Source organism: Arcicella sp. GW458-12-2-14-TSB2 (genome assembly GCF_059423785.1).
In genome coordinates this window covers 42,583-61,391 of the sequence record NZ_JBWKYN010000002.1, presented here as the reverse complement: position 1 = coordinate 61,391, position 18,809 = coordinate 42,583, and the positions used below count along the sequence as shown (strand labels likewise).

Below are 18,809 nucleotides of genomic sequence, written 5' to 3'. Positions count from 1 at the left end.
TAAAGGTTTAAGAAAGTAAAAATATAGCATCCCATTCCTGAGAACTATCTGCATGTAATTCAGCGATTAATACTAAAGCCGTTGCTCCAAAACCTTCTAATAACTCCCCAGCTTTATTGGTGTTGTAATACAAAAGTTCTTTTTCAAGGTGTTTTAGTGTTTCGGCATACCAAAATTGAGCAGTCTCTTGATAGATAGACAATCCCGTAATAGCATATAGAGCTTTGAAAGATTGCACCAAACCAGAAGTTCCATGACAAAAATGAGCATCTTTCATATCCGTACTTGCTTGCGAAAGTCTTTGACTTATTGACAATCCAATTTCATCCGCTAGGCGTATCCAAGCACCATTATTGAGCAATTGCCCAGCTCGATACAATAGTATTACCTGATTCAAATCACCATAGCACCAGCCTAATCTGTTGCCATAAAAACCTTGATTGACCATCGCATCTGAAGGCTGACTATTATCGAATTTCAGAGGAAAGTATGAATATTTGTGTTGCTCAAAATCAATAGGCATCATCGTACTCAACAGAAAATCGATTCCACCTTCTACCAATGCTTTGATTTTATCTTGAGCAATACCCTTTTCATAAATTTTTAATAAAGAAAGCAATACGCCACACTGCCCATGAGATAAACTTAAGTCAATTTCATAATTATCAGCATGCATGACTTTCAAATGAGCATTTGGAAAAGTTATGCCTTTTTGTCTCATTTCCACAAGGCTTTCTATTTTATCGACAGTATGTTCTAAGCATATTTTCACAGCGTCATTGTGAGTTCTTTGGCATAAATAATTAACTGCTCCACTTGATCCATACAAGTAATCTGTAGATTTATTATCGAGTAATTTAACGATACCATCACAGACTAATTCATCAAAAAACGATAGATATTCATCATAATCTATTTCAATCGTTTCATTGTTTTTCAAGATGTTCATCACCATTCCCAATCCTGAAGCTCCATAAGCCAATGGTGCTGTCAGTAAGTGTGGCGTAGAAACATCGTTGATTTCAGAAATAATCGTTTCTAAAATATCTATCAATTTATCTCCCCATCTTTCTTCGTGTTGATACTTATACAGGTATGATGCATACAAGAGGCTCCCTATCGAACCCGATAAAAGGGAATGATTAGTAAAAGTGGTATAATACAAGGCATCTGAAACGCGATTAAGCAAAGATTCTTCTGCAGTTAGCTCTTTTTCTATGGATAATTCAAATAAATCTATCATTGGATGAGGGGTTAATTCAAATGAAATAATTCACTGATAAATTGTAGAGACTCAATTCTATCAGTAAGATTATGAGAGGGATTCATCAAAATAATTTCATCAATACCAAACATTTCGTGTTGCTTAGATATTTCATCAAAAAACTTATTTGGACATCCTATCGTGTGCCTTTCTGGAGTCATGTTCTGAGCCTTGATGATTTTCTGTGCCTTGTGTGATGTTTTCGAGCAAAAACCAGAAATAGAGAGGTTTATTTTGGGTAAACGACCATGTTTTGCCAAATACTGTTCTCTGAAAATGTGTAATTCGTCTAGTCTCGATTCTTTATCAGACCCCGGGTGGAAGATAGACCTAGAAAAATTTGCGCCTAATTCTAAGGCTTTATCAAGACTTTTATACGATGACCCCAGCATCCATAAATCAGGAATGGCTCCTTTGTAAGGAGGAATCACCACGCCTGTTCCATTCTTATAAATTTCATCTTCATCAACGAGGTAATGAAAAAGGTTTTTTATTTTTTCAGGAATTGTTTCCAACATCGTATTATTATCAACGTCTTCGCGTTGTTCGACACACTGTATCGCAAAAGGGTTGACTACGCTTCTGGCAACGCCTAAATCAATTCTTCCAGGGAATAGATTAGATAATAATTTAAACTGTGTAGCTACATGATAAGGATTGTGAATACCAATCAATACGCCCGCAGCGCCTATTTTAATATTCTTGGTAATACCAGCCAAAATGGGTATCATAGGTTGTGGATTGCTCCACGCCAAGAGCGCATTTGGGTCATGATGCTCAGAAATCCAGAACCTAGAAAACCCCAAATCGTCAGCTGAAGAGGCATATTCAATAACATCTTCTATGATTGAAAGGCTGTTGATGTTCTTGGCCCTGTACCCGAAGTCGAGTACGCCAAATGATATTTTTTTTGCTGTGGTCATAGTAATAAGAGGTTATCCCATTTCAATTCTTCTTCTGAAATATGCGATAGTAATGATAGCCCAATTCCCATCGCTCCATCAATCAAATGTCCAGCACTTTCAACATAACTATTATTAGTTTGGGCTTCGGCAATGTAATCGAATGTCTGCTGAATCCAATAGTTATGAGCGCTTAAATAGGCATCATTCCCCGAACGTTCAGCGATTCGCTTATAGATATGAGCCACTCCTGATGTACCATGACAGAAGTAAGGATTCTTTAATTTAGTCTGCTCAGGTGTTTTTCTGCGCATAGATGCCATTCCAACTTCTTCGGCAATATTGATATAAGATTGATTCTTAAACGCCTTCCCTGCGGTGTATAGCAATAATATTTGGTTTAAATCACCATTGCACCAACCCAAAATAGCATGATAGTATTGCTGATTTTTTTCTGAATCAATAGGTGATTGCTCATCGATACAGGTTGGGAAAAAGCTATAATGTCCTTTGGCAAAATCAATAGGTCTTTTGCAGGACAAAAGAAAATGAATACCTTCATTAACGAGCGTATAAATCTTTGGCTGACATATTCCTAAACGATAGATTTCTAATAAAACCAAGGCAATCCCACAAAACCCATGATTAAGATTAAGCACGGTATCATCTAGACGAGGCTTTGCAGTAGAGCTAAAAGTATTGATATAACGCAAACCTTTATCGTCTCGAATAGCCACATTCCAAAGCGCGTTAACAATGGCTTCGAGGTATTTTTCGATAGCAGGATTTACCAATGTACGTTGTGAGAGGTAGTAAACGGCTGCCATTGGTCCTAGCATAAACCCCACATTTCCTTGTTGTATTTCCTGCAAAGCAGTATTATACAGCACACTATCAAAAGCGGCAAGTTCTTTTTCAAGCTCCAAATCAAATATTTCATCTCGCTTTAATTGATTGATGACTAACCCAAAACCGGTTAAGCCTGTCGATAATAAATGAATGTTTTGTGCTTTAATTTGACCTGTCAATAAATGGTTGGCAGATTTTTCAATCAACTTAATGGCTTTCGTACCATGATTGATGTCATTAGTATATTTGAACGCATAAGAATAGAAAAGGGCTTTCCCAATGTTGCCTCTGAAAAGCGAAAACTTATCACTTTTGTCTGCTTCAATAAGTCCCAAAATATCTTCTAAATGGTGCTCAATAAGATCAATATCTGTTTCTATTTCAAATGAAGTATGCATATTTTCGGAGTGTTTAGAGTAACCAAATTAATTTATCCATTTTGGGAGCATCATCACAAACAGTTTGAATAAAAGCACAACCAATGCCTGCTATTCCTTGTAGAAAACCAACGTTGGTGGCAAGGTACATTCTGTTCAAATGAGGTAAAAAACCTGCTGTTGAATCCGCAGAGGCCTGTCCATATTCAATGGCTCTTTGTTGCCAATAATGAGCAGTCGATAGAAAAACGTTATCACCTGTAAGCCTGAATATCTTGTTATAAATCATAGCGTTACCAGAGGCACCATACAATAAGCCAGCATCACGAACCCCTGTTTGTTCAAGGGAACTACGTAAGATAGAGTTTCTTAAAATGCTCATTGCTTTGGTACAAATAACATCATTGCTTAAAGTTTGCCCAACTCTTAGAAGTCCGTAACATACTCCCAAATCTCCATAGCATAAACTCAATCGAGAAATGCCGTTTGCTTGCCCAACAATATCGTCGAAATAATAACCTTGTTTTTCAAAATCTTTTGCTTGGGTCAGCAGGAAATGACTTCCTTTTAACATCATTTCAGCACACAAAGCAGGCAAAATATTATGTTCGTAAGAATCGGCTAAAAGTGCCAAAATCGCTCCCATCCCGTGACTAATGCCTGTATAAACTACCCCGTTTGGGTCTGTTAACTTAGATTTCCAAAACCAGTTGCCGTCTGAATCAATGTTCTTTTTTTGATAAAGACCATGTACCAACTTTTCAAGATAGGGTACTACTTTATCTGTATTTTCTAAACGAAAACTATAATAGTTTCCTGCCACTAATGCGCCAGAAAAAGGATCAAAATCTTCTCTTTCTATAGCATGTTCAAGGTGATTAAGAAGTACCTCGTCAATGCTTTCAAGGATTTCAGCTGCTTCAAAATCAAACCAATTGGCCGATTGAGTAAACTCTATGAACGTGCCAAACTCTGCTAAATCTTTTTCAAAAAAATGACCTTCAAATTTTTCGTTTCTAAGTTCATCAAAGGCTTGTGAGAATAAAAGTTCGGCTTTTTCAGCATACGCATTGTCGGCTGTTAAGTGTCCATAATAAAGATAGAAGATTGCTATGCCAAGCCTTCCGTTTCCATAACCAAAGCCTTTAATTTGATTTTCGTCTAAGGCTAAACATGTGGCGATATCTTCTATTTTTTGCTTTACCGAATATCTTTTTACTGGTGCCATCGCTTAGTCTTTTATATTCACTCGTCCTTGTTCTTCTTGAGTTACAGTACTTCTTTGACGAGCAGCTTTGATTTTGTTACTACCAAATTTGTAAGTAAACGAAGCCCTAACAATTTGGCTTTGCCAGTGATTGGTACTGCTTGATGCAAGTCCTGGTAGACGAGAAGTATAATATCCGCGAGCAGTTCTGAAAATATCGTCAAAGCTGATTTTTAAAATGGCTTTTTTCTCTGAAAAGCTTTTGCTAAATCCCATATCTGCTTGATATTGAGAGTTTTGAACCATTACGCCATAGGCAAGAGCCGATAGATAATTGCCTGATAATCTAAATGTCCAGTTATTAGGCAAAGTAAAACTATTGTAGATCGTAGCCATATAATAAGGTTTTGCATTACTAATTTCTTGTCCTGCTAATGTGGTTTTATAAGATCCATAGAATCCACCTGCGTAGGTATCGATGGTCCACCAATTTGTCACACTTTGTGAGGCACTAAAATTTACACCGTAGAAGTTTCCAGAAGCAATGTTTTCCATTCTGTTTAATACAATTCTGTTATCAGCACTTTCTCTTCTCATTACTTCAAGCGGTAAATCAACAGTATTTTCATAGGTAATGCTAGTGGTATAAGTCCCTTTGAAAGTATGACTCAACTCTACGGCAGTAGTATAAGAGGGTTTCAAATATGGATTGCCTTGTTGATAACTGTAACGATCAGAAATGAAAATAAAAGGATTTAAGTCTTCATAAGTTGGGCGACCTATTCTGCGACTGTAAGAAAGCGATAGATTATGATTATCGTTGATAGCATCCATGATAGAAAAACTAGGGAAAAACTGGGTATAGTTTCTATCAACCACGGTATTGGTTGTGATAGAATTACCCGAAGAAATAGTTTGTTCTACCCTAAGGCCTGCTTGAAGTTGGTATTTACTAAAAGATGTTGAATAGTTTACATACCCCGCATGAATGCGTTCGCTGTATTTAAAATGATTCGATCGACTAGCATCATTTTGCCAAACCTGATTAGTATTAATCTCGAATTGAGCATTATTGTCTGTTACAACGTCACTCATTTTAATTCCCATTTCTAGTTTCGCATTTTGACTTAGAGGATGAATATAGTCTACTTTTCCTGCTACAATATCTACATTGATAGGTAATGTATTACGCAGAAGCAGTGGGCTGTAGATTTCGCCTTCATTACTTTTTAGGTAATTATTGATGGTACTGTTTGCTTCTCTGGCGAAAGTAGAATAGTCAAAATCAGCCGAAATTTCCTGACCAGTTTTGGCATCAAAGATATGCTTGAAGTTGGTGTTAAAATTGAGTCTATGGTTCTTACTAGTTTCGTCTTGACTGTTTAAATTTGTGACTTCCAGCGTTTTCCCTTCTTTTAAAATTAAGGTCTTGGCATCGTCATGATCTGTACGAGCCGACATAAAGCCATTGGTCAAAAAGCCTATCGTGGTTTTTTTATTCAAAAACCAATCCATCCCCAATTTAAAACTCTGACTGTTAGATTTATACGTTAGTAAATTTTGGTTTTCATGGCGATAATTAAGGATTTTATCACTGCTATCATAATACTCGTCAAAACCTGTATTTTCAGAAAAAGAGCGATTAGTAGAGGCGGCTAATGAACCATATAAATTGACTTTTTCAGTTCTATTATTCAGGACAAGGCTTGTATTACCCCGTCCGTAATCATTTTCATGGTACCAGCCACTATATCCGCCACCAATAGAGAACGAGCCGTTTGTGCCTAAAGATTGTCCTTTTTTAGTAATGATATTGATAATGCCAGAGGTACCAGCAGCATCATATTTAGCAGAGGGATTGGTAATAATTTCAATCTTAGAAATCTCATCGGCGGGCATACTTTTTAACAATGCGTTAGCATCAGATTGTGAAAGGTTCGTCATTCTGCCGTCAATCATAATCTTTACGCCAGATCTACCTTTGAGTAAAATATTTTCGCTGGCTGGGTCCAAAAAAATCATCGGTGCTTTCCCTAGTAACTCAAGGGTATTATTACCGGCTGTTAAACCACTATTTTCAACATTGAATATTATTTTGTCAGATTGTTGTTCGATTAGGGGCTTTTTAGATTTTACGACCACTTCGTTCAACAGCTTGCTATCGAGCTTCATTTCAATAGGCACTAATTTTATGTCTGAGTTATTTTCATCAATATTGAAAGCAACTGCCGTTTGCTGATAACCAATCATAGAAATTGAAATTAAATATTGGTTCAACGGCAGGCTTTCAACATTAAATGCGCCATCTGAAGCAGTTACTACCCCTTTTACAAAGGTTGAGTCTTTAGCTTTACAAACTTTAATTGTAGCAAAAGGGATAGGTTGTTTTTTTTCATCTAATAAAATCCCAGACGCCTTGCCACCGCCAGCAGGAGGGGTAGAAGTAGCAAAGGTTGCTTTTGTAGCATTATATGAAATTTCTGTCTGAGAATACAGTTCATTACAACTCATGAAGGCTATAACAATTAGCCATTTTGAATACCTGATGTTCCTTTTCATAATTTATTTTATTTAAGAGTTCCTAATTATCAACCTGTTAGATAAATTTTTCTTTTGTTGATTTTGATACATCAAAACAAGTAATATAAGAGCGGTATAAGAATTTTTTTAGACCAATTAGGCCAAGACTTTAGACGAAGACGAGATTATATGGAGAAAATAAGACGAAATATGTTTTGGAGACTGACTATTCCCTAAAATGCCTTGATTTACAAAAGATTCGTCGGAATAAATGATGCTTTAGTCGAATTAGTTTTCGATAGCCCCTTCAAGTATTCAATTTTGACTCAACGATGTCGACAGTCGTCTTATTTATTTCTAATCTTTTAATTATTCAAACAGCATGAAAAAGAAACAAATTTCAACAGGAAAGAAGTTAAACCTCGACAAAGAAACTCTTTCAAAATTGAGTGATGATCAATTGAACAAAATCGACGGTGGTGTGACTATCGGAAGCTTAACTTGTGGTAAGTCTGAACAAGATGATGATGAAATGTCATGTCTTGCTTGTTCTTGTAACGGAGCTGCCGCACCTGCACAAGCTGCTAAAGAATAGTTTAAAGCATTGTGTAAGCAATATCCTGATTCTTGGGTATTGCTTATACTGCTAATGTTTCACCCCAAAACGTTCAATCATCATGAAAAAGAAGCAAATCACATTTGAGAGAAAGCTAGCGTTGGACAAAAGCATTATTAGTAAGCTTGATGCCACCCAAATGGATGCCCTTGTTGGTGGAAGTGTAAACACTGCTACCTGTGTGGATGCCGTTGCTGAAGAACTCGAAGCAAAATCTTGTAAGGCATGTTCATGTAACAGTCCTACGAAATATTAAAAAATACCTGAGTATCTAAACAAAATTCGTTTGCTGTTAAGAATAAAATATTGAAAATCAATGCTGTGCATTTGATTTCAACCTTAGGTAACTGTCTAAACCAACGCTGTTTGGATACTTTTTTATTGATTCTAACAACATTTAACAATTGAAATCATGAAAAAGAAACAAATAACCTTCGATAAAAAATTATCGCTTGATAAAAGCATCATTGGCAAGCTAGACATTCAACAAATGGATGCGATTGTGGGTGGTAGCGAAAACACTGCAACATGTGTTTACAAAGAAGCTGCTGAAGACAACGAGTTGGCTGCACAATCTTGCAAGGCTTGTTCTTGTAATGGTCCAAAACCATAATATCACTGCTGTACACTTAGATTAAATTCTATTTAACTATTTCAAATAAAAAATCATGAAAAAGAAGCAAATAACCTTTGATAAAAAACTATCTCTTGACAGAGAAATTGTGGGCAAATTAGATGCTCAACAAATGGACGCTATTGCAGGTGGAAGTGTAAACACTGCTACTTGTATCGGGCATCCTCCAAAAGAAGCATTGGAAGCTGAAGCTGCAAAATCTTGTGATGCTTGTTCTTGTAATCACTAAAAAAGAGTTACACTGTATGATGGCTACTATTCGGTAAGTATTCAGGATAGTAGCTACTCGAAAAACCTTTAACCATCATTCTTTCAATTTTCTAAACAAAAATCACTATGAAAAAGAAACAAATAACCTTCGACAAAAAATTATCCCTTGATCGTCAAATCGTAAGCAAATTAGATGCTATGCAAATGGATGCTCTTGTAGGAGGAAGTGTAAACACTGCTACTTGTATTCATACACCAAAGCCAAAGGATGCTTTTGAAGAGATAAACGAAAGCAAATCTTGTGATGCCTGTTCTTGTAATTAAGGCTTTATCATTTCCGAAAAACCTATTTAACAATTGAAATTATCTAAACCATGAAGTGTTCGTAATGGATATTAATTCAAGGTATTGATTACGAATTATTTAAAATTAAAACCTCTAAATATAAAAAAGCCAAACCTTTTGGAGAAGGCCTGGCTTAGAATAACGAATGTTGGTTATCGGCTATCTCGACAATGCCAATAACAGGAGTCGTCTTTCTTTTAATTATTCAAGCGTAATGTTACCTATTTTTCTTATAAAAACAAATTATAAACGCGCAGTATTATGCAGAATTTTGAAGCACACGACTTTTATTTACTCCGAACTCCACTATTGTCGGTAGATAAATTGATGGAATTCAATGATAAAATTATTCATGGAAGCAAGGAAGCCCTTGAAGAAAACCTACGTGAGTTGTTTTCAGAGGCTATTCTACAGGAAGCGATTTATATTGCCTCGCCAGATTTTTATGCTGAATTCAAAAAATGGTTTGATGGTGTAAATCAAAATCCGAGTGACGTTCGTAAAATTCTGTTGTCACTTTACAAATATTATGTGCGCATGAGTACCCGTTGTACGCCCTATGGCTTATTTGCAGGTTGTACAATTGGTGATATTCAAGACTCGACAGATATTCGGTTTGCCGAAAACGCTAAGTTTAGGAAAAGCTCAAGATTAGACATGAATTATGTGGAAGAAGTAGCAAAGTTGATTGTTAATCGTGAAGAGATTCGCCATCAACTTTTGTTCTTCACCAATAGTAGTATCTATCAAGTGGCTGATGCCTACCGTTATGCTGAATGTCGTGTTCAACATAAAAAACGTTCTTGTTTCTTAACGTCTGTGGCTTTTTCGGAATACCTTGAAAGTATTCTTACAAAAGCAAAAAATGGAGCTAGGTTATCAGAATTAGCACAAAGCATTGTTTCAAACGAAGTAAATTATCATGAAGCGATTGCCTTTGTTGAAGACATGATTGATGCTCAGATATTAGTAAGTGAATTGGAACCTACCACCACAGGAGATGAGTTCTTTGATGTTTTGATGGCCCGTATGGCCACTTTACAAGGCACAGTGGAAATATCCAAGCATCTTCAACAAATAAAAAGATTATTATTAATCCAAGATAATTCTGTTTCAAAATACCATGAAATTGAAAGGATTATCTCAGAGAATTTTGTAAAAACATCTAGCAAGGATTTAATACAGACTGATTTGTTTTATGAAACGCTCAATAATTCAATCGGTAAAACGGTGACGAAACAACTATCAAGTTCACTTGAAAAGCTATTTTTGTGGACTCGAAAAAATAATGGAGCAGATTTAGAGAGTTTCAAAAAACGTTTTTATGCCCGTTATGAAGAAGAAGAAGTCCCTTTGTTATTGGCATTGGATGGTGAAACAGGTGTAGGTTATGGCGCTGTCTTTGGAGGACAAGCCGACAACGCACCGCTGGTGGATGACTTACGCATTCAGGGAAGAGCAAGGGAACAAACTACCAATTGGGAAGACATTGATAGAATAAAATTTAGCAAGTTTTTACAGGCAAAGCAGGAGGGAAGTACTACTATAATGCTTACTGACAAGGATTTTGAGCCATTTTTGGCGATAAAAGACGGTATAAAGCTACCTGACAGCTTTTATGCTTTTGGTTCTGTATTGGCTCCATCAGCAGAGGCAATTGATACTGGGAATTTTAAATTTTTGATGTCTGTGGCTTCAGGGCCATCGGCTGGAAACCTTTTTGCTCGTTTTTGTCATGGTGATGAAAAAATCACAGCTAAAGTAAAGGAGTGTTTGGAATATGAAGAACAACATAATCCAGAGGCCATTTATGCAGAAGTGGTACACCTCCCAGAGGCTAGAATAGGGAATATTTTGATGAGACCAGCCATTCGAAAATATGAAATTCCGTTCTTGGGCAATGCCTCTGTAGAAAAACCTTTTCAAATTGCCTTAGATGATTTGATGGTCTCAGTACCTTATGGCAGAAAAGTGGTTTTGCGTTCAAAAAAACTTAATAAGGAAGTGATTCCACGCCTTACAACGGCACATAATTATTCACGAGGTTTAGGGATTTATAAATTTCTATGTGATTTACAAGGGTATGGGCTAAATAGTACTGTTAGTTGGGATTGGGGAATATTAAATGAACAAACATTTCTACCACGGGTAGAATATAAAAATATAATCGTTAGCAAGGCTAAATGGAAACTATATGCAGAACTACATCCAGCTTTAGCAGGAAAAAATCTGCCTGATAGAACTTTTTGGGACAATCTGCAAAAAGACCTTAATATTCCTCGCTACGTAGTTTTGACTGAAGGAGATAATGAGCTTTTGATAGATTTTGAGAGTGAGACCTCACTACAAATTCTACATCATAAGATTTTAAAGAAAGGAATGGCTACGCTAAGTGAGTTTCTGTCTAGCCCTGATAATTGTTTCATCCAAGATAAAAACGGAAAGTATACTAATGAAATGTTGCTTGCCTTCAAAACACTTCACGTTAAAAAGAGAGAAATGACTCCAAAGCGTATAGATAGTAACGTTCGAAGAATTTTTGTGCCGGGCAGTGAATGGTTTTATGTTAAAATATATACGGGGACAAAGTCAATTGAAAAGATTTTGACAAAAATTGTGAAGCCACTTTGTGAAGAATTGGTGAATGATGGTGTAATAGACAAATGGTTTTTTCTCAGATTTAAAGATACTGACGAGCACCTTCGCTTGAGGTTTCACAATAGCAGAAATGCACAATTTTGGCAATATATTCTTACGCTATTGCATGAAAAACTAGCGTCGTATATCGATCAAAAGATAGTAAGCAGTATTCAGATTGATACGTATAAGCGTGAAATTGAACGGTATGGAGATACGACGATAGAACAATGTGAACAGCTTTTTTATCATGATAGTCAAGCCATTGTCAATTTTATAGATTTACTGGATGGAAGCGACGAAGGAGAAAAATACCGCTATTTATTTGGGCTATATGGCGTAAATGCCCTGTTGGATGATTTTGAATTTAGCCTTACGCAAAAAGCCGAATTACTAAAGAATCTACAAGCAGGTTTCTTTCAAGAATTTAATGGCAACAATGCCTTAAATGTTCAGTTGAACGATAAATATAGGCTTCAAACTTCAGCAATCAACCAATTGATGAATGGGAATGAATACGATGAAGGAGTAGCCGATGCGATAGCCATTTTTAAAGAACGTTCTGCCGAAAATAGAAAAATTGTAGCGGAAATAAGGGAAATTCAAGCAAATCAAATGGGCGTTATGACCTTTCAGGAGATGTTGCCTAGCCTAATACACATGTGTTTGAATCGCTTGTTCATTTCCAAACAACGCCTGCATGAACTAGTAATCTATCATTATTTAGATAAGTATTACAAATCTCAGATTGCTCGAAAAAAACAACATACTGTATTGATTAATAGCTAATTGTATCACTAAACTGTTAGAATAATGAAAAAGTTAATCTTAATATTTGTCACCATCATCAGTACGATGGTTTGCATGGGTCAGGAGAGCGTGTATCAGCATCCCCCACAAGCTATTGAAGATTTACTGTTAGGTAAAGTAACCCCAACAGTCAGAACTAACTCTAAAGGGAACGTTTTGCTTATTTTAGAAAACAATTCCTTGCCGACAGTTGCAGAATTGGCTGAGCCTGAAATCAGAGTGGCTGGGATGAGGATTAATCCCAAAAGTAATTCACCAAGCAGGATTCGCTTTGCAACGGCGATTAAAATCCTGTTTATTGATACTAAAGTAGAAGTTGAGGTAAAAAACTTACCTAAAAATCCATTGATTGCTAATATCAAATGGTCGCCTGATGAAACAAAGTTTGCTTTTACGCATAACAGACCCGACGGAGTGGAGCTTTGGTATGTAGATATGCAAACCTTGGACGCTCATAGGGTTGAAAAAATTACAGTCAATTCAGTGTTTGATTCGCCCTATGAGTGGCTGAATGACAGCAAAAATATTATGGTGCTGACGGTTCCTTCAAGGATGGACCCGCCGACAAAACTAAATATCGTAAAAGGACCAGTGATACAAGAAAGTAACGGACAAAAAAATGCTTCGCGTACTTATCAAGATTTATTGAAAAGCCCATACGACCAAGCCGTATTTGATTATTATGGTGAATCTCAGATTGTTAAGACTGACCTTGTAAAGGGAAAGATATTAAAAATAGGAAGGGTAGCTGTTTATAAAAACATCAGCGTATCTCCCGATGGCACTTGCCTAATGACCAAAAAAGTGCAACGTCCGTACTCTTATACGTTACCGATGTACAGGTTCCCTGAGAAAGTAGATATATGGCTTACGAAAGACGGCAGTTTTTTGAAAAATATAGCAGATATTCCTTTGCAAGAGAATATTCCTATTGGGTATGATGCCGTAACGGAACTTCCTAGAGGGCATGCTTGGCGACCAGACGTGAAGGCTTCATTGTGGTGGTTGGAAGCACAGGATGGTGGTGATCCAAAAAGGGTAACAGACGTTAGGGATAAAATGTATTCGTGGAGTTATCCATTTGAGGGCAATCCTGATGAAGTGCTGACATCAAAATACAGGGTTAGTTATATGTCGTGGGGTAACGATAAATTTGCCATGACCTCGGAATACTGGAATGCTACTCGTCGATACATTAGTCGGGTGATTGACCCTTCCCTGAAAAAAGAGCCTCGCCTTTTGTATGATATTTCAGCGGAAGATATTTATAATCAACCCGGTAATCCAGAAGTACTAAGAAACAAATTTGGGAAATTTACGATGGCTATTTCAGCCAATGATGAGATATTGACTTTTGGAGCAGGAGCAACGCCAGACGGAAACAGACCTTTTATCGATCAGGTAAACTTAGCTACTGGCGAAACCAAAAGACTATGGCAATGCGATAAAAACCACTATGAATATGCCATTTCTGTATTGAATAGAGACAAAATGCAATTCCTTACCCGACGAGAATCCCTAACTGAAAACCCTAATTATTATATCCGAGATTTGTCGACAGATTCATCTTTTATTACACCATTAACCAACTTTGAACATCCATATCCACAGCTTAAAAATGTACAAAAAAAAGTATTGAAATATAAACGTTCCGATGGTATAGATTTGACGGCTGAGCTTTATTTACCTGCTGACTATACGCCTGCACGTGGGGCTCTGCCTACGCTTATGTGGGCTTATCCAGAAGAATATAAATCAAAAGAGGGGGCAAGCCAGCAAAATATTTCGTCTAATGAATTTGTCCGATTGCCCATTCTTTCACCCATCTATTTTGTTACGCAGGGCTACGCCGTGTTGGATAATGTGAAAATTCCCATCATTGGCGAAGAAGGAAAAGAAGCAAACGATACTTTTATCGAGCAGATTACGGAAAGTGCCAAAGCTGTCATTAACGAAGGAGTACGTTTAGGAGTGGTAGACTCCAGCAAGGTGGCTATTGGGGGGCATTCATACGGTGCTTTTATGACAGCTAACCTCTTAACGCATACCAACTTATTTAAAGCAGGTTTTGCTTGTAGTGGAGCTTATAACAGAACGCTTACGCCCTTTGGTTTTCAGACGGAGGAACGAAATTATTGGCAAAGTCCAGCGATGTATAATACTATCTCGCCCTTCCAAAATGCTAATAAAATGAAGCACGCATTATTGCTTTTTCATGGGGATGCTGATAATAACCCTGGGACATTTACCCTACAAAGTGAACGATATTTTTTAGCCTTGAAAGGGCTAGGAGCGACTACAAGGTATGTTAATCTACCACATGAATCACATGGTTATCGTGGTAAAGAGAACCTTCTTCAAGTATATGCAGAAATCAATAACTGGTTTCAAAAATATGTAGTAAAAAACGAATTTTCAATTAATAAATAACCGTTTAAACAGGAAATATTATGAGACAAACAGTTGGAAACCTAATAGAGAAGATGCTTAACAGACCGAAAAATGCAGAACCGATTGAGTTCTTGACTGATGAAATGTCGCTGCAGGTGCGTGGCGGAGACCGAGAATATACACCCATGTACGATGATAAATCTAAGGATATTGACTGGGGAAGAGCAGCAATCTTACTCGATAATTTAAAATAAGGTATTCACCAAGTTAAATAATATCATAACATGGCAAAGAAAAAATTCTTCATCAAAAAGGATGAAAAAGATGCTAAAAAGAAGGCATTAGAACATTTTAATACTGAAGAAAACCAGATTATTTCTGAGGATGTTTTAGGTGGTTTTCGTCAATATGGAGGTAAAAATCCAGATCCTACAGAGCCACCACCAGCTCCACCAGCAGAATAGTAATTTTAATTAACGTATCAGTTAGCCATGAGAGATAAATCAATTTGCAAAGTGTTGATTATGAGAGTTGCCAGCCGTTGCAACCTAAATTGTACTTATTGTTATATGTACAATGTGGGGGATGAGTCTTTCAAAAGTCAACCTAAATTCATGAGTATTGATACAGTTGATAAAGTTATTGAACAAGTCAGATTGCATTGTGAAACAAATGATTTAAAGGCGTTTGAATTTATATTTCACGGTGGTGAGCCTATGCTTATTTCAAAGGAATTTTATAAATACTTTGTAGCACAAGCAAAAGAAAAGCTCCCTATCCAGACCAAGCTTTTTTTTGCTATCCAAACCAATGGAATATTGTTGTCTGAAGAATGGTGCAAAGTGTTTAGTGAGCTAAAAATTGAGCTAGGTATCAGCATTGATGGTTATGAAGAGAGCCATGATAAATATAGAATAAACCATACTGGAAATGGCTCATTTCGGTCAGTCATGCAAGGGTTTAAGGTTGCATCCGAATCGGCTTATCTTCAGAAAATTCCTGGAGTTTTGTCGGTCATTAATATTCAGTCAGATGCAGAAAAATTCTTTTATTTTTTGAAAGAATATAAGGTTCAATTAATCGATTTTTTATTACCTGACTGCTCTTATGAAAAACTTCCTCTGGGTTATGCGGATGGCATAAATGATAGGACACTATACGCAGATTGGTTGATTATTCTTTTTGATTTGTGGTTCTCTGATAATACCAATGGGCCACAGATTATCTTTTTTGAACAACTCGTGAAAATCATCATTGGTATTGATGAGGGCTTTGAATACATCGGCAATAGAAAAGCAGAATTTTTAACCATTGAAAGCGATGGTTCTATTGAGGTAACAGGCTCTTTTAAAGTTTGTGGTGATGGCTTTACCAAAAAGGGTTATAACATTCATACACATACGTTAGAGGAATCTTTGGAAGATGAGCTTGCACAAAGATATATCAATGGCCATGACAACTTATGTTCAAAATGCCAAGCTTGTCCGATTGTGGAAGTATGTGGGGGAGGGTTCGTGGCTCATCGCTATAGCCAACATAATGGTTTTGATAATCCTTCAGTATACTGTCTGGATTTAATGAAATTGATTACTCATGTTCAGAACAAAGTACTTGATTACCTGCCTATTGAATTTGTAGAGGAGAGTGAGCTTACTTATCTGTCATTTGAAGAATTAAAGTATAATAACATTTAAAAAACTTGAACTTATGATAGCCAGCAGCAAATATAAATTTTATCGTCAGCTCGACTATATGGACTGCGGACCTACTTGCCTCAAGATGATATCAGCTTATTATGGTGTTGATTATCCGCTTGATTTCCTTAGAGCTAACTCTTTTATTACACGCCAAGGAGTGAGTCTTTTAGGAATTAGTGAGGCAGCCGAAAAAATTGGATTTAAAACCCTCGGAGCTAAACTTTCTTACGAGCAATTGTTTGACGAAGTACCCAAGCCTTGTATTCTTCACTGGAATCAAGAGCATTTTGTGGTGCTTTATGATATGAAACGTCCTAACTTTAAGTTACCCTTTTCTAAAAATAATTCGGATAGGATTTTATTAGGAGACCCAGCCCACGGTTTAGTGTGGCTTGATAAGGAAAACTTTATGAAGTCGTGGGTCAGTACTTCAGACAATAAAGGTGTGAGCTTACTATTAGAGCCGACTAATCAATTCTACGAAACTGCTGAGGAAAAACAAAAGGAGTCGATGGGATTCAAGTTCTTGTTTCAATACATGACTCCCTACAAAAAATACTTGGTTCAAATTATCCTTGGAATGCTGTTTGGCAGTTTACTGTCAATGATTTTCCCATTCTTGACACAAAGCATGGTAGATTACGGTATTCAGCGACAAAATCACCAATTTATAAAACTGATATTAATTTCCCAACTACTTCTCTTCCTAGGCGGTATGGCGGTTGATATGATTCGAAATTGGATTTTGTTACACATCAATGCTCGGATGAGTGTGTCTATTATTTCCAATTTTTTACTAAAACTAATGAGATTACCCATTAGTTATTTTGAATCAAAAAATACGGGAGATATTTCTCAGCGGATTAATGACCACCATAGGATAGAGTCTTTCTTGACGGGTTCAACCCTTCAGACATTATTCTCGTTTATTAACCTCATTATTTTCTCGATAATATTAGGGATTTATAGTACCTCTATATTAGTTGTTTTTGTAGCTGGGAGTGTTGCTTCAATCATTTGGGTTGTGCTTTTTTTAGAAAAACGCAAAGATTTAGACTATAAACGATTTCAGAGTTTAAGAGAAAATCAGAATAGTATCTATGAATTGATTACGGGTATGCAGGAAATAAAATTGAATAACTGCGAAAAAGCGCGTAGATGGGAATGGGAAAGAATCCAAGCTAAATTATTCAAAATCAATATCAAAAGCTTGTCTCTTGAACAGTATCAAGAAGTAGGTTCAACGTTTCTGACCCAGCTAAAAAATATCATTATCTCGTATATGGTGGCGTCAGAAGTGATGAATAACCATATTACTTTAGGGGTAATGCTTAGTATTTCTTATATCATCGGACAGTTGAATGCACCCCTGACACAAATTATCAAATTTATGAGAAGCGTTCAGGATGCCCAAATAAGCTTGGATCGATTGGCAGAAATTCATAATCGCCCCGATGAAGAGGCAGATGAAGAGCAATTGATGGGTAAAATATTTTCAAGCGAGCTTGATGATAGTTTTGAAGATCAAACGTATTTCATAGAAGAAATTAGCGAAGGCAAAATTTTAAATGGAATGATTAACGCTCGAAAAGGAATAACCCTTGAAGATGTTTCATTTAGGTATGGAAGTTCGCAAAGCCCTTTGATTCTCAAAAACCTTAATTTACATATTCCCGCAGGAAAAGTAACTGCCATCGTGGGTGCAAGCGGTAGTGGAAAAACTACGCTATTGAAGTTGTTATTGAAATTTTACCCACCAAACAATGGCAAAATATTGGTGAATGGCAACGATTTGAACGATTTGTCGGCACGTGAATGGAGAAAAAAATGTGGGACTGTGATGCAAGATGGCTATATTTTTTCAGATACTATTACCCGAAACATTGCGGTAGATGGAGAAAAAATTGATGAGAAGAAATTGATAAATGCCGTCAGAGTGGCCAATATTCAAGACTATTTACGCAAACTTCCTTTGGGTTTTACCACCAAAATTGGTAGCACAGGTTCGGGGCTTAGTGGCGGACAAAAACAACGTATTTTCATCGCTAGGGCTGTTTATAAAAATCCAACTTACTTATTTTTTGATGAAGCTACCAGTGCTTTGGATGCCAACAATGAAAATATTATCATGGAGAACCTAGAAAAATTCTTTCATGGTAGAACCGTCGTCGTCATTGCTCATAGACTAAGTACCGTAAAAAATGCCGACCAGATAATTGTCATGGAAAATGGCGAAATCAGAGAAAAGGGTACTCATGTAGAGCTAGCCTCACAAAAGGGGTATTATTATGAGTTAGTCAAAAATCAATTAGACTTAGAAACAGCATAGCAATAATATTTATCATAAACT

Annotated in this window: 16 protein-coding genes; 11 read left to right on the top strand and 5 right to left on the bottom strand. The window is 36.6% G+C overall.

What is annotated here, in order from left to right; translation table 11 throughout:
• Nucleotides 1–7: 7 nt before the first annotated feature.
• Genes AC07XN_RS00585 through AC07XN_RS00565 form a run of 5 tightly spaced genes read right to left on the bottom strand, consistent with a single transcriptional unit; the run spans nt 8 to nt 7,158 of the window.
• Nucleotides 8–1,243: a lanthionine synthetase LanC family protein gene (locus AC07XN_RS00585; protein ID WP_494741655.1), complete on the bottom strand. Its 1,236-nt coding sequence runs from the start codon at nt 1,241–1,243 to the stop codon at nt 8–10.
• Nucleotides 1,244–1,254: 11 nt separating this feature from the next.
• On the bottom strand, nt 1,255–2,187 hold the full coding sequence (locus AC07XN_RS00580) for an LLM class flavin-dependent oxidoreductase (RefSeq protein WP_494741654.1): 933 nt from the start codon (nt 2,185–2,187) through the stop codon (nt 1,255–1,257).
• On the bottom strand, nt 2,184–3,413 hold the full coding sequence (locus AC07XN_RS00575) for a lanthionine synthetase LanC family protein (protein ID WP_494741653.1): 1,230 nt from the start codon (nt 3,411–3,413) through the stop codon (nt 2,184–2,186). The genes AC07XN_RS00580 and AC07XN_RS00575 overlap by 4 nt, the downstream gene beginning before the upstream one ends.
• Before the next feature lie 13 nt (nt 3,414–3,426).
• On the bottom strand, nt 3,427–4,620 hold the full coding sequence (locus AC07XN_RS00570) for a lanthionine synthetase LanC family protein (protein WP_494741652.1): 1,194 nt from the start codon (nt 4,618–4,620) through the stop codon (nt 3,427–3,429).
• A gap of 3 nt (nt 4,621–4,623) precedes the next feature.
• Complete coding sequence (locus AC07XN_RS00565; RefSeq protein ID WP_494741651.1) at nt 4,624–7,158, bottom strand: TonB-dependent receptor; 2,535 nt, start codon at nt 7,156–7,158, stop codon at nt 4,624–4,626.
• Nucleotides 7,159–7,501: 343 nt separating this feature from the next.
• On the opposite strand from AC07XN_RS00565, the gene AC07XN_RS00560 reads away from it, so the two are divergent.
• From AC07XN_RS00560 to AC07XN_RS00510, 11 genes are all read left to right on the top strand, one after another.
• On the top strand, nt 7,502–7,714 hold the full coding sequence (locus AC07XN_RS00560) for a class I lanthipeptide (RefSeq protein ID WP_309917652.1): 213 nt from the start codon (nt 7,502–7,504) through the stop codon (nt 7,712–7,714).
• Nucleotides 7,715–7,796: 82 nt separating this feature from the next.
• On the top strand, nt 7,797–7,991 hold the full coding sequence (locus AC07XN_RS00555) for a class I lanthipeptide (protein WP_494741650.1): 195 nt from the start codon (nt 7,797–7,799) through the stop codon (nt 7,989–7,991).
• A 156-nt stretch (nt 7,992–8,147) separates the two neighbouring features.
• The gene (locus AC07XN_RS00550; RefSeq protein ID WP_492804467.1) at nt 8,148–8,348 is read left to right on the top strand and encodes a class I lanthipeptide; all 201 of its coding nucleotides are present in this window, start codon (nt 8,148–8,150) and stop codon (nt 8,346–8,348) included.
• 55 nt (nt 8,349–8,403) lie between these two features.
• Nucleotides 8,404–8,598, top strand: coding sequence for a class I lanthipeptide (locus AC07XN_RS00545; RefSeq protein ID WP_309917645.1), 195 nt, complete (start codon nt 8,404–8,406; stop codon nt 8,596–8,598).
• Nucleotides 8,599–8,705: 107 nt separating this feature from the next.
• On the top strand, nt 8,706–8,903 hold the full coding sequence (locus tag AC07XN_RS00540) for a class I lanthipeptide (RefSeq protein ID WP_309917642.1): 198 nt from the start codon (nt 8,706–8,708) through the stop codon (nt 8,901–8,903).
• Between the two features lie 282 nt (nt 8,904–9,185).
• Nucleotides 9,186–12,350 (top strand): lantibiotic dehydratase, encoded by a 3,165-nt coding sequence (locus AC07XN_RS00535; protein WP_494741649.1) that lies wholly within the window; start codon nt 9,186–9,188, stop codon nt 12,348–12,350.
• Nucleotides 12,351–12,374: 24 nt separating this feature from the next.
• Nucleotides 12,375–14,801 carry an alpha/beta hydrolase family protein gene (locus tag AC07XN_RS00530; protein WP_494741648.1) on the top strand — a complete coding sequence of 809 codons (2,427 nt, stop codon included), beginning with the start codon at nt 12,375–12,377 and terminating at the stop codon, nt 14,799–14,801.
• A 53-nt stretch (nt 14,802–14,854) separates the two neighbouring features.
• Nucleotides 14,855–15,016: a hypothetical protein gene (locus tag AC07XN_RS00525; protein WP_494741647.1), complete on the top strand. Its 162-nt coding sequence runs from the start codon at nt 14,855–14,857 to the stop codon at nt 15,014–15,016.
• A gap of 30 nt (nt 15,017–15,046) precedes the next feature.
• The gene (locus AC07XN_RS00520) at nt 15,047–15,226 is read left to right on the top strand and encodes a hypothetical protein (RefSeq protein ID WP_494741646.1); all 180 of its coding nucleotides are present in this window, start codon (nt 15,047–15,049) and stop codon (nt 15,224–15,226) included.
• Nucleotides 15,227–15,253: 27 nt separating this feature from the next.
• Nucleotides 15,254–16,456 (top strand): radical SAM protein, encoded by a 1,203-nt coding sequence (locus AC07XN_RS00515; protein WP_494741645.1) that lies wholly within the window; start codon nt 15,254–15,256, stop codon nt 16,454–16,456.
• A gap of 13 nt (nt 16,457–16,469) precedes the next feature.
• Nucleotides 16,470–18,788: a peptidase domain-containing ABC transporter gene (locus tag AC07XN_RS00510; RefSeq protein WP_494741644.1), complete on the top strand. Its 2,319-nt coding sequence runs from the start codon at nt 16,470–16,472 to the stop codon at nt 18,786–18,788.
• The last annotated feature ends 21 nt before the right edge of the window (nt 18,789–18,809 follow it).